Genomic DNA, 16,799 nt, shown 5'->3' with positions numbered 1-16,799 from the left:
CAATCTGTCGTCAATGATTCGCCTCGACTCCGTCGGGATTGAGTGCGGCGAACAATCCGGCCCGCGACCGTATACCCAACTTGCGATACACACTGCTCAGCGTCATCTCCACCGTCTTAGGCGCGATGAACAACTCCGCCGCGATCTGCTTGTTGGACAACCCCCTGGCCGCCCGCTCGGCAACACGCCGCTCCGCAGCAGTCAACCCGCCACCAGCAGCCGAAACCCGCACCCGATCCAATTCATCGCGAGCCCGCCGCGCCCACAACGGTGCACCCAGACCCTCAAACACCGTCAACGCCTCACGCAGCGTCACCTCCGCCGCCCGCCTACGCCGACGACGACGTTGCACCTGCCCCAACAACAATTGCGTACGCGCCGTCTCAAACGGCATGGGCAACCTCTGATGATGAACCAACGCTTCCACCGCCGCCCGCTCAGCAGCCTCCAACTCACCCCGCGCCGCCAGCCAATGTGCACGCCCACGAGCGCCCACCGCCAACATCCACGGCCGATCGAACCGGGCACCGTTAGTCTCCAACGCCACGAACAACGGCTCCGCCTCATCAAGCCGCCCCAACGCAGTCAACGCCTCCACCGCATCCGGAAGAAACGCACCAACCACAATCTCGGTGCCATGCACCGGATCGAACGACACCAACAACGGCTCCAACACCGAAACCGCCGCAGCAAAATCACCCAACGACACCTCCAGAAACCCCAGAGTCGCCACCGCGGGGCCCACCAGAAACGCCGCACCGGTATGCGTCGCCGCATCGATCGCTGCCGTCGCGTTCTGACGAGCCGCAACTTGATCACCGGTCAACGCCGAGATCGCCGCTTGAGTGGACCAGGCGTGTATCAGCTGGTGCCTGCCACCCAATTGCTCAGCTCGCCGGACACTGTCTTCTGCAAGCGCAGCGGCGGCTGAATAGTTTCCCAGCCACATGTCGAACGTCGCTATGTAGTTGGCGGCCCACAATGTATCGGTTTCCGTTCCGCCAGCATCCGAATTCCGGTGGACAACACATATCTGCATTCGCCCTTCCTGAATCTGCCCGGCCAGCGCACGCGTCACCGGTATGACCGCACTGGCACGGAAGGTTGCTGCTGTGCCGCTGACCGCAGGTTCCATCTCCAGAGCGATCTCGAACGCCTCATGATCAATGCCGAGGCCATAAAGGAAGCGAACATGCGCCGCGATCGTCAGGGCTTGGCTGCGAAGTGCTGGGATGTCGAGTTGCTCGGCTTGCGCCACAGCTATGTCGGCCAGTTCGACAGAGCCCTTCATATCACCGATCAGCCCGGTCAACGGCACCAGCAACAACCTGGCCCGCAATTGCAAAACGGGGTATTCGCCGGCTTCATCGACAGCCTGACCCAACAATTCAGCCGCCGCCACCAAACTCTGATCGTATCCGGTAACCGCGGCCAGCATCATCAACGCCATGCAACGCAACGGATTCGCCGACGGCAGATCTGCCAGAACCGACTGCACGTGCAACCGCGCCTGAGCAATCTCACCAGCCCGAAAATATTGCTCAGCGGCCCGCATCCGCCGCGTGGGACTGTCACCGCCCAGGTTGATCGCCAGTTCGATCAGCTCCGCTGCTACCGCGGGGGCTCCGCGGGCCTGCGTGACCGTGGCCGCATCGTCGAGCGCTTGCAGCACCTCCGGGTCCGCGCTGGTGGCCGACAACGCCAGATGCCGCGCGGTGAGTTCCGGCTCGTGGACGGTCCCGGCGACCCGACGGTGCATGGCGCGGCGTGCCGACGGCCGGGCCGCACTGTAGACGCCGGAGGCGAACAGCGGATGGCGGAACCGGACGTATCCGTTGTCGAGCCGGACCACGCCGCGGGCCTGCTCGGATTCCACCAGTTCCACCACCCGATCGGGGCCGAGCCCGGTGACCAGGCCCACCCGCTCGACGGTCGGCAGCGATGCGCAGGCCGTGGCCAAGAGTACGGCGGCCACCTCGTCGTCGGAGTCACCGATGTGGTGGCGTACCAGCGACGCGAGGGCGTCCGGCAGTCCGGCGGGGCCCCTGTCGGGGTTTTCGGCGATGTACCACGCCAACTCGAGGGCGAAAAACGGGTTGCCACCGGAGATCTGGTGAACCCGGGTCAGCGACGGCCGCGGCAGGGCATACCCCAGCCTGGTCGAGACCAGCGTGTGCACACCGCCCATCGTCAAGGGCGCGATCTGCAGGCGTTCGACCGATCCGGTGCCCGCCGCATGCAGCCAGTCGAGGTCGGCGCCGTCCGCGGGCCCGGTTCGGACGGTGAGCAACATGCCGACGCGGCCGGTCAGCCGCCGTTGCGCATACCCGATCACCATCCGGCTCGACTTGTCGAGCCATTGCGCGTCGTCGATGCACAACAGCACCGGCGCAACCGAACTCAGCCGGTCCGCCACCGCCAGAAACGCGGCGGCCACCGTCCGCTCGTCGCCGGCCGGTCCGTCACCGCCGCCCAGCATCACCCGGTCCAGGGCGGCACGCTGGTCGGCGGGTAGCTCCGCCACCACGTGGGGATCGACGCCGGCGAGCAGGTCGGCCACCGCCGCATGGGCGTACTGCACCTCGGTCGGCGCACCCATCGCCGACAGCACCCGGAATCCCCGGCCACCGGCGGCCGTTGCCGCCTCCCACAGCAGGGTGGACTTGCCGATCCCGGCTTCACCTTCCAACACCAGGGTCGCCGGTCGGTCGGCGATGACATCGAGGAAGGCGCGCACCGCCGACGACTCGGCTCCCCGGTCCGCCAAACCCGCGCGCATGGCCACGATTGTGGCAGGTGATCTCCGAATCGTTATTAACCACCGTGTGTCGACTCCGACACCGGGGAAGTTCTCGCCCAACGGAATAGCGCCTGTTCGGCGGGCGCGGCCACCGCCCGCAACCCGTACCGAAAGTATCCGATACCGACGGTATTGACAACTTCGGTGGCGGCTCCTAGCTTTGGGGAACGCAGCGAGAGAGGTGCCCGATGACCACAGCAGTGCGGCCGAGCGAGCCGACTCGGGAAGAATTCGCCGAGCGGCTGTTGAAGGGCTCGGTGAAGAAGTCCTACGCCCCGATCGTCGACATCGACTGGGATGCCCCGCTGGCCGACGACACGTTCTTTCTGCCGCCGCGGATGTGCAGCCTCTACGGAACGGCCATGTGGGAGGCGATGTCCCGCGAACAGCAGATCGAGATGTCGCGTCAGGAACTGGTCAACGTGCTGTCGGCCGGCATCTGGTTCGAGAACATCCTCAATCAGGCGCTGCTGCGCGACATGATGCACAAGAACCCCACCGCGCGCACCGTGCACTACTCGCTGACCGAGCTGGGCGACGAGACCCGCCACATGCTGATGTTCGGCAAGACCATCGGCCGGATCGGCGGGGTTCCGGTGCGGCCGAGGTTGCACCAGCGCATCGTCATCAACGCATTGCCGTTGGTGTTCCGCGGCTCGATCCTGTGGGCGGCGGCACTGGTGGGCGAGGAGATTTTCGACTCGCTGCAACGGCAGATCCTCGAAGACTCCGACATTCAACCGATCGTGCACCGGGTGATGCGCATTCACGTCACCGAGGAGGCCCGGCACATCCAGTACGCGCGCGACGGACTGCGGCGCAGCGTCCCGGCGATGCCTCGCTACCGTCGCATCCTGCTGGCGAACATGCAGGGAGTGGGCGGGCCGTTCTACCGCCACCTGTTCACCCTGCCCGCGGTCTACCGCCGGGCCGGCCTGGACGGTCGCGAAGCCCGCCGGGTGGCGCGGGCCAACCCGCATTTCCGTGCCGCCGCCCGGTCTTCGTTCGCACCGTTGGCGGAGTTCTTCACCGAAGTCGGCCTGATGGGCTCGCTGGCCCGGCGGTCGTGGCGGCGAGCCGGATTCCTGTGACCCGCACCGGATTCCTCGATGTCGTGGTGCTGGGTGATCCCGCGCACCTGCACCGGGCGATCTCCGAGTACCGCGCCGTCGACCCGCACGGTGCGATCACCCGTTTCGACGGCGCGACCGACACGTGGGTGGTCGGCACCGCCGCCGGTGCGGAACTGACCGCCCGGACACTGATCGATACCGCCGCATCGCCCGATGACGCCGTCGCCCGGCACGGCATCCCCAATCGGTTCCGGATTCCCGGCCCGCACACCCGCCGACAGGCCCGTTATGTGGCCGGAATCCTCGACGGTATGCGGCGCTGCGGGGCCAGCCGCATCGAGGCACGGTCGCCGCGCCTGCGGGTGCACCCGCTACTGCCCACCCGCGGGCTCTCCCGGTTCTATCTCACCGGTACGGACGGACCGGACGCCGCGGACGACGACACCTACCACGGACCGGCGGTGCTCACCCACGACGGCGAGGACTACCCGATCCGGGTGCGACTGACCGGCCACTTCGACCCGATCGACGGTCGATACCATTGGCAGGGAATGCTTTTCGCCGAGCTACCCGGATCCAACGTCACCGGATCGAAGGTGAGCCTGCAGATCGGGCGATACAGCGCGCAGGGGCGCGTCGCGGAGCGGACCCCGTGGGGAACGCTGACGGTGATCGGCGCCGCGGGTTACCCGCCGTTTCCCCTGGAGTACGCCACCGCCTCGCTTGCGCCGCCGGTATAAGCGACATCCCACGCTCGGCCCGCGCGGCCGGGTCTGCTATGCAGAAGGCAGACGTCCCACCACCCGCAACCGAGGAGATGCCGTGCGGTTCACCTACGCCGAGGCGATGACCGACCCGAGCTACTACGTTCCGCTCGCCAAAGCCGCCGAGGCCGCCGGCTACCACAGCATGTCCATCCCGGACAGCATCGCCTACCCGTTCGAGTCGGACTCGAAATACCCCTACACCCCCGACGGCAATCGCGAATTCCTCGAGGGCAAGGCCTTCATCGAAACCTTCGTGCTGATCGCCGCCCTGGGCGCGGTCACCTCCACGCTGCGGTTCACGCCGTTCGTGATCAAGCTGCCGATTCGACCGCCGGCCCTGGTGGCCAAGCAGGCCGGGTCGCTCGCCGCGATGATCGGGAACCGGCTGGCCCTGGGCGTGGGCACCAGCCCCTGGCCGGAGGACTACGAACTGATGGGCGTTCCGTTCGCCCGCCGCGGCAAGCGGATGGACGAGTGCATCGACATCATCAAAGGCCTCACCAGCGGCGACTACTTCGAGTTCCACGGCGAGTTCTACGACATCCCGAAGACCAAGATGACCCCGGCGCCCACCGAGCCCATCCCGGTTCTGATCGGCGGCCACGCCGAGGCGGCGCTGCGCCGCGCGGCACGCAACGACGGCTGGATGCACGGCGGCGGTGACCCGGCCGAACTCGACGGCATGATCGCTCGGCTCAAGCAGTTGCGCGAAGAAGAAGGCCGTGCCGATGACCCCTTCGAGATCCACGTGATCTCGGTGGATGGATTCACCCTGGACGGCATCAAGCGTCTGGAGGACAAGGGCGTCACCGACGTCATCGTGGGCTTCCGGGTGCCCTACATCATGGGGCCCGACACCGAGCCACTGGACGACAAGATCCGCAACCTGGAGCGGTTCGCCGAGCGCGTCATCGCCAAGGCGGGGTGACGCCCGCCGCGGCACCGCCGCGAGTGAGCAGCCTCACTCGTTTCCCGGGGCGGATCGGGATAGATTCCCCCACCGCCGACGTTGAGCCCTATGTGCGCTGGCTGCGACGGCGCGGCCAGGTACTGCAGTTCTCACCACGCGACCTGCAGGGGGTATTCGATGAAGCCGCAACCGTACTCGGGGAACCAACCACCGGGCGCCCGCAGCGAACGGCAGCGGGCCGTTCAGTTGTTGCGTGCCGCCGCCTCGGCGGCCGGCCAGAACGATTCCCGACGACAATGGATTCGCGCCGCCACGCAGTGCTGAGCCGGCAAATCTGAGCGCTATTTCAGCGATCCCCTCCGGACGGTGAAACCGGTCGTCTACCCTTCTCAGACAGATTTCAGAAATCGGTGTCGTGAGAAGGGTCTGTTGAGATGGCGCGTCGCCGCAGCAAAGCAGTGGGCAGCAGGGTTGCCGGAGTGGCCGCGTTCCTCGCGGTGGCCCCGATGGCCGCGATGGCCCCGGCCGCACACGCCGACGTCGACGACATGATGGATGTGCTGCTGTCCCCGTTCGCCACCGCCGACGGCGTACTCGACGGTGCGGCACTGTTCGACGCCGACGCCTGGAACGAGTTCCTGTCCACCGCGCACTGGGACGACTCCCTGGCCGCCCTGGCCGAACCCGGACCGGCCGCCGGCCTGGACCTCTACGCCCTGATGCACGACGCCGGCCAGCAGTGGATCGACAGTGAGCTGGGCAGCACGGTCAACGGCGTGATCAACCAACTCTTCGGTTTCGGTTCGATCGTCATCGGCAACGGCGCCGACGGCACCGCGGACAACCCCGACGGCGGCAACGGCGGCTGGCTGTTCGGCGACGGCGGCAACGGCTGGAACAGCACCGACGACGGTGTCGCCGGCGGCCACGGCGGGGCGGCGGTCGGACTCTTCGGCAACGGCGGTGCCGGCGGCGACGGCGGGGCCGGGGCCATCGGCGGGGACGGCGGAGCCGGCGCCTGGCTGCTGGGCGACGGCGGTAACGGCGGCGACGCCGGCGACGGCGCCACCGACACCGGACTGCCCGCCCTCGGCGGCGCCGGCGGCACGGCGGGCCTGTGGGCCGGCAGCCACGGCGCATCCGGGCACTTCGGCACCCTGCCCGGCGGCATCACCGGAACCACCGACCCGGTGGTACAGGTCACCGACGGCTGGCTCACCAACGCCGACGGCCAGGTCGTCATCTGGCACGGACTCAACCAGGTCTACAAGCTCGCCCCCTATGAGCCCTCGGCCAGCGGGTTCGACGAGGACGATGCGGCGTTCCTGGCCGCCAACGGCTTCAACGTCGTACGCTTGGGCGTCATCTGGGCCGGGGTCGAACCCGAGCCCGGCGTCATCGACTACGACTACCTGGCCTCCATCGAAGACACCGTGGAGATCCTCGCCCGACACAACATCGTCGCGATCCTCGACATGCACCAGGACCTGTACAGCGGCAGCCTCGGCGGCGACGGCGCTCCGGACTGGGCGGTCTTCACCGGCGGGCAGGCCGACATCGACGCGGGCTTCCCGGGCAGCTACTTCGTCAGCCCGGCGCAGAACAATGCCTGGGATGCGTTCTGGGCCAACGAGAAGGCCTCCGACGGGATGGGGCTGCAGAACCACTACGCACTGATGTGGCAGGCCGTCGCCAACCACTTCAAGGGCAACGAGAACGTCGCCGGCTACGAGATCATGAACGAGCCGTGGGCCGGCTCGCACTGGATCGGCAGCCTGTTGGGCAACCCGTACTTCGACTCCCAGCAACTGACCCCGTTCTACAACCAGATCGACGACGCCATCCGCTCCGTCGACCCCAACAAGACGGTGTTCTTCGGGCCGACCACCCTCGACGCCAGCCTGCCGGTGCAGACCCACCTGGGTACGGTCGACGACCCGAACACGGTGTACTCCTTCCACCACTACTGCATGATCAACGCGTTGTTCCCCACGTCGAACTTCGGTTGCGACTGGAACGCCGACGTCGTCCTCGGCTACGCGAGCGACTACGCGCAGGAGCACAACATCCCGGCATTGCTGAGCGAGTACGGGGCCACCAACAACATCCCGACCATCACCTCGGCGATGAACTCCGCCAACCATTACCTGTTCGGCTGGACCGAGTGGGCCTACACCGGCAACGACCCCACCAGCACCTCACCGACCGACCAGGCGCTGGTCTACGACCCCACCAAGCCACCCGTCGACGACAACGTCAACTTCGAGAAGCTGGACGCGCTATCCCAGCCGTACCCGCAGGTGATCTCGGGTATCCCGACCTCCTGGTCGTTCGACGACGGCGTCTTCAGCTTCAGCTACTCCACCGCACATGCCGACGGCTCCGGGCCGTTCGCGGCCGGTTCCGAGACCACCGTCTCGGTGCCCACCAGCCAGTTCCCGGACGGCTACACCGTGACCGTCACCGGCGGCCACGTCACCTCCGGAGCGAATGCACCCGTGCTGACCATCAGCTCGGATGCCGGTGCCGCCTCCGTCCACGTGACGGTGACCCCCACGGCCTAGCGGATCACCCGCCGCCTTGCACCCTGTGAGCAACTCGTTTAACTTCTCAGTCACTACTCAGAATTTGGGTGCATCCGTGAGAAGGGTCTGTTGAGATGGCGCGTCGCCGCAGCAAAGCAGTGGGCAGCAGGGTTGCCGGAGTGGCCGCGTTCCTCGCGGTGGCCCCGATGGCCGCGATGGCCCCGGCCGCACACGCCGACGTCGACGACATGATGGATGTGCTGCTGTCCCCGTTCGCCACCGCCGACGGCGTACTCGACGGTGCGGCACTGTTCGACGCCGACGCCTGGAACGAGTTCCTGTCCACCGCGCACTGGGACGACTCCCTGGCCGCCCTGGCCGAACCCGGACCGGCCGCCGGCCTGGACCTCTACGCCCTGATGCACGACGCCGGCCAGCAGTGGATCGACAGTGAGCTGGGCAGCACGGTCAACGGCGTGATCAACCAACTCTTCGGTTTCGGTTCGATCGTCATCGGCAACGGCGCCGACGGCACCGCGGACAACCCCGACGGCGGCAACGGCGGCTGGCTGTTCGGCGACGGCGGCAACGGCTGGAACAGCACCGACGACGGTGTCGCCGGCGGCCACGGCGGGGCGGCGGTCGGACTCTTCGGCAACGGCGGTGCCGGCGGCGACGGCGGGGCCGGGGCCATCGGCGGGGACGGCGGAGCCGGCGCCTGGCTGCTGGGCGACGGCGGTAACGGCGGCGACGCCGGCGACGGCGCCACCGACACCGGACTGCCCGCCCTCGGCGGCGCCGGCGGCACGGCGGGCCTGTGGGCCGGCAGCCACGGCGCATCCGGGCACTTCGGCACCCTGCCCGGCGGCATCACCGGAACCACCGACCCGGTGGTACAGGTCACCGACGGCTGGCTCACCAACGCCGACGGCCAGGTCGTCATCTGGCACGGACTCAACCAGGTCTACAAGGTGTCGCCCTACACGCCGTCCGGGGACGGCTTCGGCGAGGACGATGCGGCGTTCCTGGCCGCCAACGGCTTCAATTCGGTGCGCCTGGGCGTCATCTGGGCCGGCGTGGAGCCGGAGCCCGGCGTCATCGACTACGACTACCTGGCCTCCATCGCCGACACCGTGGAGATCCTCGCCCGACACAACATCGTCGCGATCCTCGACATGCACCAGGACCTGTACAACGAGGAGTTCGGCGGCGAAGGCGCGCCGGACTGGGCCACCTTCAACGGGGGGCTCCCCCACATCGGCCTGGGTTTCCCGGCCACCTACCCGGTGAGCCCGGCGCAGAACCATGCCTGGGATGCGTTCTGGGCCAACGAGAAGGCACCCGATGGGATGGGGCTGCAGAACCACTACGCACTGATGTGGCAGGCCGTCGCCGACTACTTCAAGGGCAACGAGAACGTCGCCGGCTACGACATCATGAACGAGCCGTGGGCCGGTACGCACTGGCTGGGCACCATCCTGGGCAACCCGTACTTCGACTCCCAGCAACTGACCCCGTTCTACAACCAGATCGACGACGCCATCCGCTCCGTCGACCCCAACAAGACGGTGTTCTTCGAACCGACCGCTCTCTTCGGCAGCCTGCCGGTGCCGACCTACCTGGGCACGGTGGACGACCCCAACTCGGCCTTCTCGTTCCACCACTACTGCATGACGGCGTCGCTGTTCCCGGGGACCAGCTTCGGCTGTGACTGGAACGCCGACGTCGTGTTCGACTACGCCATGGACTACATGCAGGAGCACAACGTCCCGGGCTGGCTCAGCGAGTTCGGCGCGACCAACAACCTCGGCGCCATCGAGGCGAGCTTGCAGGGCTCCAACGGCAATCTGTTCGGCTGGTCCGAATGGGCCTACAGCGGCAGGGACATCACCAGCATCTCGCCGGAGGATCAAGCGCTGGTGTATGACCCGAGCAAGCCGCCGGTCGGGGACAACGTCAACTGGGACAAACTCGACGTCTTGGCCCAGCCCTACCCGCAGGCGATCTCCGGCACCCCGACCTCCTGGTCGGTCGACAACGGTGTCTTCAACTTCAGCTACTCCACCGAGCGCGCCGACGGCTCCGGGTCCTTCGCGGCCGGTTCCGAGACCACCATCTCGGTGCCCACCAGCCAGTTCCCGGACGGCTACACCGTGACCGTCACCGGCGGCCACGTCACCTCAGAGGCCAACGCCTCGCAGCTGACCATCGCGTCCGATTCCGGCGCATCCACCGTCAAGGTGACCGTCACAGCGGCGAGCTAAGGGCGCGGGCGCTCCGCCAGCGGTATCGGCGGAGCGCTGGCCCGTACCGCCTGGCGCACCTCACCGAGGCCCTGCACCTGCAGGGTCACCACGTCGCCGTCGACCAGCCATCCGGGAAAGGATTGCGGCGCCGTGGGATCGAGGTGTTCGAGCAGCGTGCAGGTGGGTACGGTCCCGGATCCGAAGACATCACCGGGCACCAGGGGCACGCCGCGGGACGCGTAGCTGACGATCTCGCCGAAGCTCCAGTCCATGGACTCCGTCGAGCCGAGGCCGACGATCACGTCGTTGACGATCGCGGTGGCGTGCAGGCTGAGCTGCCCGTCGCGTCGGTAGGGTTCCAGCTCGTCGGGCGTGACCAGGTAGGGCCCCAGCGTGATGCCGCTGTCCTTGCCCTTGCCCTGTCCGATCGCCAGCACACCCTCTTGGGCCTGCAGGTCTCGGGCCGACCAGTCGTTGAAGATGGTGTAGCCGATGATGGCCTGCTCTGCCTCGGCGACCGACAGATCCGTGCCCGCGACACCGATCACCGCGGCGACTTCCAGCTCGAAGTCCTGGCAGTGACTTCCGGGCGCCATCGGAACGTCGTCATAAGGTCCGAACACCGTTGTCGGGCAGGCGAAATAGAACGCCGGTATCCGATACCAGGTGTCGTCGAGTTCGCGGCTACGGCCGGTGGCGGCCAGGCAGTTGCGCATGTGGTCCAGAAAGCACAGGCTGTCGCGGATCGACGGCGGCCGCGGGATCGGCGCCGACAACGTCACCCGGTCGACCGGCGCCGTCTCCGACGGGGTCTTCAGTGCCCGCTCTCCGGCGTCGCGCAGACCGTCGGGGCCGAGCCGGATCAGGTCGAGCAGGGTCACGCCGGGCGGCACCGCATGGATCACCTCGCCGTCCAGTACCCCCGCGCGCTCACCCTCTTCGCTTCGATAGGTCACCCATCGCACGCGTCAATCCTCACCCACCACGTCGTCGGGCGCCTTGTCGGGCCGCAGTCCGCGCCAGCTGGGATGCCGCAGTCTGCCCTCGGCGGTGCGTTCGCTGTAGCGCACCTCGGCCACCACGCTCGGCTGCACGAAGGTGACGTCCTTGGCCTCTGCCCGGGAAAGCTTTGCGTCGAATGGGGATTCGTCGCAGGCCAACGGCGCCAGTAGATCCTTGAGCGTCTCCAGCTGACGATCGGTGAAGCCGGTACCGACCCGACCGACGAACCGCAGGCGATCGCCGTCGGGCACCCCCAGCAACAGTGAGCCGATCCCGCCGGCTCTGGCACCCTCCCCGGCCCGCCAGCCGCCGATCACCACCTCCTGGGTGCGCCAGTGTTTGGCCTTGATCCAGGCCCGCGACCGCCGACCGGGCTGATAGGGCGCCGCCCACTTCTTGGCGACCACACCTTCCCAGCCCAGCGCTTCGGACTCTTCGAGAGCCCTCGCCCCGTCGGGATACAGCAGGTCTTTGACCACCAGATCGGATCCCCACGCCAGGGTTTCCAGCAGGCTCCGCCGGTCCCGGTAGGCCGCCCGCAGCAACGGACGGCCGTCCAGATAGAGCAGGTCGAAGGCCCAGAACTGCAGACCCGCGGAAGGCGTGCCACCCTGCATCGCGGTGAAACTGGGCACACCGTCCGCGTCGAGGGCGACGAGTTCGCCGTCGAGCACCAGGTGGTGCTCGGCCAGATCGTCGGTCCCGAGGGCGAGCTGCGGGTAGTCGTCGGTGACGTCGCGCCCGCTGCGGGACCGCATCCGCACCCGGCCGTGGTCGGCTTCGACCAGCAGGCGGTAGCCGTCCCATTTGCCTTCGAAGGCCCATTGGTTCGGGTCGAGCCGGGCCACCGAGCCGGGGGTGGCCAGCATCGGGGTCAGGGTGTCGAAGCCGAAGGCCTGCTGATCCTTCATCCGATGCGCCAGCCACTGGTCGCCGCCGGTGCGGATCAGCGCGTAGCGCCCGGAGATCCGGCGCCCGGACAGCACCACGATCACCTCGCCACGCTCCGCGGTGTCCTCGAACTTCTCGGTGACGTAGCTGCCGGAGTCCCAGATGCGCACCGTTCCGGCGCCGTATTCGCCTTTGGGGATGGTGCCCTCGAAACCGCCGTACTCCAGCGGATGGTCTTCGGTGCGTACCGCGAGATGGTTGACCGAGGTGGTCGCCGGCAGGTTCTTGGGCACCGCCCAGCTCACCAGCACGCCGTCGTGCTCCAGCCGGAAGTCGTAGTGCAGCCGGCGGGCGTGGTGTTCCTGAATGACGAAACTGCTGCCCCCGCCGGGCGGCGGCGCCGCGTCCGGCACGGGTTCGGGCGTTCGCCGTGCGTCACGCTTGGCCCGGTATGTGGCGAGCCGATCGTGCGGGGCGTCCAGTTCGGCCAACGGGTCGCCGTCGCGGGCCACCCGTTCCAGCACCTCGTCGTAGCGCAACTGCCGCAGTTCCGGGTCGGCCAGTTCCTCCCAGGTGCGCGGCGCGGCGACGGTCGGGTGGTCGCGGCCACGCAGCGAATACGGTGCGACGGTGGTTTTGGCGGCGTTGTTCTGGCTCCAGTCCAGGAAGACCTTGCCGGCCCGCACGCTGCGAGCCATGGTTGCGGTCACCTGGTCGGGTATCTCGGATTCCAGTTGGTGCGCAATGCGTTTGGCCAGCTCGACCGTCCCCGAGCCGGCGATCGGCGGATCCAGCGGCACGTAGAGATGCAACCCTTTGCTGCCGCTGGTGACCGGAAACGTGGTCAGCCCGATGTCGGCGATCAGATCGCGGATCGCGCGGGCCACCACCGCGAGCTGGGGCAGCGAGACGCCCTCGCCGGGGTCGAGGTCGAAGACCAGCCGGGTCGCCGGACCCGGTGTGAGCACCTGCGCGCCACGCTTCTCCCGGGCGACGAATCGCCACTGCGGCACATGGACTTCCAGCGCGGCCTGCTGGGCTATCCAGGCCAGCCCGTCGACGGTGTCGATGATCGGGTACACGGTGATGCCCGAGCGGTGCTGCAACTCGGCGCGGGCCAGCCACGCCGGCGCTGAGGACGCGAGGTTCTTCTCGAAGAAGGATTTCTGCGCGACGCCGTTGGGCCAGCGTTTGCGGGTGGCCGGGCGGCCCGCGATGTGCGGCAGCATCACCTCGGCGATGCGGGTGTAGTAGTCGAAGACGTCGGCCTTGGTGGTGCCGCTGGCCGGATAGAGCACCTTGTCGGCATTGGTCAGCGAGACCCGGGGCTTGGAGGTCGAAGCACCCATGCTGCCAACCTACGTCGCGGGATCGTAGGTTTCATACGGGTTTGCGTGGGCATACTGACCTCATGCGTTCCATCTGGAAGGGTTCGATCGCATTCGGTCTGGTCAACGTCCCGGTGAAGGTCTACAGCGCCACCACCGACCATGACATCAAGTTCCACCAGGTGCACGCCAAGGACAACGGTCGCATCCACTACAAGCGGGTCTGCGAGATCTGCGGAGAGGTGGTCGACTACGGCGATATCGCCCGGGCCTACGAATCCGATGACGGTCAGATGGTGATCGTCACCGACGACGACCTCGGCGACCTCCCCGCCGAACGTGACCATGAGATCGCGGTGCTCGAGTTCATCCCGGCCGCCGACCTGGATCCGATGCTCTTCGACCGCTCCTATTTCCTGGAACCGGCGTCGAAGTCGATCAAATCCTATGTGCTGCTGGCCAAGACACTCGCCGAAACCGATCGGGTGGCGATCGTGCATTTCGCCCTCCGTAACAAGACCCGGCTGGCGGCGTTGCGCGTCAAGAACTTCTCCAAACGCGAGGTGATGGTGGTGCATACCCTGTTGTGGCCCGATGAGATCCGCGACCCCGACTTCCCCGCTTTGGACGGGGAGGTCGAGATCAAGCCGGCCGAGCTGAAGATGGCCGGCCAGGTGGTCGAATCGATGTCCGACGACTTCGATCCCGACCGCTACCACGACATCTACACCGAGCAACTGCAGGAGTTGATCACGGCCAAGCTCGAGGGCGGCGAGGCATTCACCAGCGAGGAACCGCCCGCGGAATTGGACGCCACCGAGGATGTCTCCGACCTACTGGCCAAACTTGAGGCCAGCGTCAAGAAGCGATCCCCTAAAAAGGCGGGGGGTCGTCGAGGGCGGCGCGGTGCTTAGCGGCGTGGGCTAGTTGGGCTTCGGCGGCGTGGATGTCGAGGCGGGTTTGGTTGTGGTGGCGTTCGAGCTGTATTCGGTAGGCGCGGTCTTGGGCGCGGGTCTGGCGGCGGGTGGGCATCCGTGCGCCGCGGTCACCGACCGGTATCCAGGGCGGTAGGTCCAAGGTGGTGGTGGGTGCGGCCAGGTGTGGGAAGTACAGGGTGCCGGCGGGTGTGGTGGTGTAGGTCTGTCCGGTGGGGGCGGTCCAGATGATGGTGCCGTCGGGTTCTTGGCGATCGCGCCACCCGTTGGGCCCGGTCCAGAAGGTTTTCAACAAATGATGGCGACGGCACAGCAGTTTGAGGTTGGAGGCGTGGGTGGGCCCGGCCGGCCAGGGCACGGTGTGGTCGATATCGGCGTATTCGGCCGGCCGCCCGCACCCGGGGAATCGGCAGGTCAGGTCCCGGCAGCGGATGAAATCGGCTAACGCCGTCGAGGGCCGGTAGCTCGATTCCGGCGGCGTATCGCCGGGATGACGCACCGTGCGCAGTCGAGCGCTTTTGGCTACCTGCCGCACGGTGTCGGCGGCCAGGCCGCCGAAGCCGGGCACATAGCCGGGCTTGTCCCCGGCCCCGGTGAGGGTGGCCTGCTCGGCGAGTACGTGGATCATCACCGCCCCGACCGGGGCATCGGCCCCCTGCGCTGGGCACTGCGGCGACCCGCATTCACAGGCCATGGTGGCCGCCCCGGCGGTCAACGCGGCCAGCGCGTCGGCGCGGCGTTGCTCTTTGGTGCGCGGGTCGGCGTCGCAGACGGTGCCGGCCAGCTCACTCAGGCGTTGGTCGAAGGCCAGGGCGTCGGGGGTGCGGACATCACCGAAGATCTCGGCCAGCCCGGAATGCATCGGTGAGATCCCGATATGGCGGGTCGCCTCGGTGGCGCGGGCCTCGCGGACCGCGACGGGCTCGAGGACCTGGATCCAGTAGTCGACGGCTTCGACGATGCGGGCCCGCGACCACTTCCCCCACCGCGGGGCGTTGCGTTCCAGCCAGCGGTCCAGCCGGGGGATGGCGTCGAGATCGAGCATCAACTCACTGCGATGCACCACCGCGGCCACGATCTGGAAATCCACCACCCCCGCGGCGAACAACGCCTCAAAACGCGGCAACCGCTCGCGAAGCGCCAACCCGATCCGCAACTGCCCGGCCGCCCGACCCCGACTGATGCCCTGCGCGGCGGAGATCTCCGCGGCGACCTCCTCCCAGCCGTCGATCGCCCAGATCTCCCGACGCGCCACCGGCTGCTGCCGCAACCGCCGGTGATACAACTCCGCACCCGCGGCGAACACCCGCGCCAACCACGCCGACTGCAACCGCACCCCGTCGGCCATCGCATCGACCAACCCGGCATCATCCAAACCCCGGACGACCCCCAAATCAGGCAGATCGATGTCGAACACATGTTCGATTGTACGCGAATCTCCCGCGGCGTGCATACGCGATCTAGAACGTGTTCCAAATATCGACTTCCGGCGTTACCTAACCCTTGCTACGGTGTCGACGTGATATTCGACAAATTCCGCATCGACAACCAAACCGCCGTGGTCACCGGCGCTGGCCGGGGCTTGGGCGCCGCCATCGCGGTGGCGTTCGCCGAGGCCGGCGCGGACGTGGTGATCGCGTCTCGCACCCAGTCCGAACTAGAGGCCGTCGCGGAGCAGGTCCGCGCCGCGGGCCGTAAGGCGCACATCGTGGTCGCCGACCTCGCCCAGCCCGAGGAGACGGCCAAGCTGGCCGCCGAGGCGGTCGAGGCGTTCGGCCGGCTCGACATCGTCGTCAACAACGTCGGCGGCACCATGCCGAACACGCTGCTGACCACCAGCACCAAAGACCTCCGGGACGCGTTCACGTTCAACGTGGCCACCGCGCACGCGCTGACCATCGCGGCGGTGCCGCTGATGCTGGAGCACTCCGGCGGCGGAAACTTCATCAACATCACCTCCACCATGGGCCGGGTGCCCGGGCGCGGCTTCGCCGCCTACGGCACGGCCAAGGCCGCGCTGGCCCACTACACCCGCCTGGCCGCACTGGACCTGTGCCCGAAGATCCGGGTCAACGCCATCGCCCCGGGCTCGATCATGACCTCGGCACTGAACGTGGTGGCCTCCAACGAGGAGCTGCGCACCCCGATGGAGCAGGCCACCCCGATGCGTCGTCTCGGCGACCCCGACGAGATCGCCGCCGCCGCCCTGTACCTGGCTTCGCCGGCCGGCGCCTACCTGACCGGCAAGGTGCTCGAGGTCGACGGCGGCATCACCTTCCCGAACCTCGACCTGCCCGTCCCCGACCTGTGAGGAATTGCTGA

The 16,799-nt window shown here is 67.7% G+C and carries 10 protein-coding genes and 1 pseudogene; 7 read left to right on the top strand and 4 right to left on the bottom strand.

Annotation, left to right across the window (positions count from 1 at the left end; translation table 11 throughout):
* Positions 1–10 precede the first annotated feature (10 nt).
* Complete coding sequence (locus tag RCP38_RS04135; protein ID WP_308475743.1) at positions 11–2,779, bottom strand: helix-turn-helix transcriptional regulator; 2,769 nt, start codon at positions 2,777–2,779, stop codon at positions 11–13.
* Positions 2,780–2,988: 209 nt separating this feature from the next.
* Here RCP38_RS04135 and RCP38_RS04130 point away from each other — a divergent pair, with 209 nt between their 5' ends.
* The 5 genes from RCP38_RS04130 (at position 2,989) to RCP38_RS04110 (ending at position 10,339) form a co-directional block, all read left to right on the top strand.
* The gene (locus RCP38_RS04130) at positions 2,989–3,891 is read left to right on the top strand and encodes an AurF N-oxygenase family protein (RefSeq protein ID WP_308475742.1); all 903 of its coding nucleotides are present in this window, start codon (positions 2,989–2,991) and stop codon (positions 3,889–3,891) included.
* The gene (locus tag RCP38_RS04125; RefSeq protein ID WP_308475741.1) at positions 3,888–4,613 is read left to right on the top strand and encodes a DUF4873 domain-containing protein; all 726 of its coding nucleotides are present in this window, start codon (positions 3,888–3,890) and stop codon (positions 4,611–4,613) included. The genes RCP38_RS04130 and RCP38_RS04125 overlap by 4 nt, the downstream gene beginning before the upstream one ends.
* An 82-nt stretch (positions 4,614–4,695) precedes the next feature.
* Positions 4,696–5,568 carry a TIGR03619 family F420-dependent LLM class oxidoreductase gene (locus RCP38_RS04120; protein ID WP_308475740.1) on the top strand — a complete coding sequence of 291 codons (873 nt, stop codon included), beginning with the start codon at positions 4,696–4,698 and terminating at the stop codon, positions 5,566–5,568.
* A 416-nt stretch (positions 5,569–5,984) separates the two neighbouring features.
* Positions 5,985–8,114 carry a cellulase family glycosylhydrolase gene (locus tag RCP38_RS04115; RefSeq protein ID WP_308475739.1) on the top strand — a complete coding sequence of 710 codons (2,130 nt, stop codon included), beginning with the start codon at positions 5,985–5,987 and terminating at the stop codon, positions 8,112–8,114.
* Positions 8,115–8,209: 95 nt separating this feature from the next.
* Positions 8,210–10,339 (top strand): cellulase family glycosylhydrolase, encoded by a 2,130-nt coding sequence (locus tag RCP38_RS04110; RefSeq protein WP_308475738.1) that lies wholly within the window; start codon positions 8,210–8,212, stop codon positions 10,337–10,339.
* Here the strand turns inward: RCP38_RS04110 and RCP38_RS04105 are convergent.
* A pseudogene (locus RCP38_RS04105) lies at positions 10,339–11,286 on the bottom strand (fumarylacetoacetate hydrolase family protein); the annotation flags it as partial. The gene RCP38_RS04110 and the pseudogene RCP38_RS04105 overlap by 1 nt on opposite strands.
* Positions 11,287–11,289: 3 nt before the next feature.
* Positions 11,290–13,563, bottom strand: a complete 2,274-nt coding sequence (locus RCP38_RS04100; protein WP_308475737.1) for an ATP-dependent DNA ligase — start codon at positions 13,561–13,563, stop codon at positions 11,290–11,292.
* A 62-nt stretch (positions 13,564–13,625) separates the two neighbouring features.
* Between RCP38_RS04100 and ku the strand changes: the two genes are divergently transcribed.
* Positions 13,626–14,456, top strand: a complete 831-nt coding sequence (gene ku / locus RCP38_RS04095; protein ID WP_308475736.1) for a non-homologous end joining protein Ku — start codon at positions 13,626–13,628, stop codon at positions 14,454–14,456.
* On the opposite strand, the gene RCP38_RS04090 is transcribed toward ku, so the two are convergent.
* Positions 14,416–15,894, bottom strand: coding sequence for an HNH endonuclease signature motif containing protein (locus RCP38_RS04090; RefSeq protein ID WP_308475735.1), 1,479 nt, complete (start codon positions 15,892–15,894; stop codon positions 14,416–14,418). The two genes, ku and RCP38_RS04090, sit on opposite strands and share 41 nt — an antisense overlap.
* A 102-nt stretch (positions 15,895–15,996) precedes the next feature.
* Between RCP38_RS04090 and RCP38_RS04085 the strand changes: the two genes are divergently transcribed.
* The gene (locus tag RCP38_RS04085; protein WP_308475734.1) at positions 15,997–16,788 is read left to right on the top strand and encodes an SDR family oxidoreductase; all 792 of its coding nucleotides are present in this window, start codon (positions 15,997–15,999) and stop codon (positions 16,786–16,788) included.
* Positions 16,789–16,799: the final 11 nt, after the last annotated feature.

It is taken from the genome of Mycolicibacter sp. MU0083 (genome assembly GCF_963378075.1).
In the GTDB taxonomy this organism is placed as follows: Bacteria; Actinomycetota; Actinomycetes; order Mycobacteriales; family Mycobacteriaceae; genus Mycobacterium; species Mycobacterium kokjensenii.
The sequence above is the reverse complement of the archived record's forward strand: the minus strand, read 5'-3'. Positions and strand labels throughout refer to the sequence as shown.

What these genes read in the sequence shown, in the direction of transcription:
- RCP38_RS04135 (WP_308475743.1), bottom strand. Translation starts at nt 2,779, where the DNA reads ATGCGCGCGGGTTTGGCGGACCGGGGAGCCGAGTCGTCGGCGGTGCGC.
- RCP38_RS04130 (WP_308475742.1), top strand. Translation starts at nt 2,989, where the DNA reads ATGACCACAGCAGTGCGGCCGAGCGAGCCGACTCGGGAAGAATTCGCC.
- RCP38_RS04115 (WP_308475739.1), top strand. Translation starts at nt 5,985, where the DNA reads ATGGCGCGTCGCCGCAGCAAAGCAGTGGGCAGCAGGGTTGCCGGAGTG.
- RCP38_RS04110 (WP_308475738.1), top strand. Translation starts at nt 8,210, where the DNA reads ATGGCGCGTCGCCGCAGCAAAGCAGTGGGCAGCAGGGTTGCCGGAGTG.
- RCP38_RS04100 (WP_308475737.1), bottom strand. Translation starts at nt 13,563, where the DNA reads ATGGGTGCTTCGACCTCCAAGCCCCGGGTCTCGCTGACCAATGCCGAC.
- ku (WP_308475736.1), top strand. Translation starts at nt 13,626, where the DNA reads ATGCGTTCCATCTGGAAGGGTTCGATCGCATTCGGTCTGGTCAACGTC.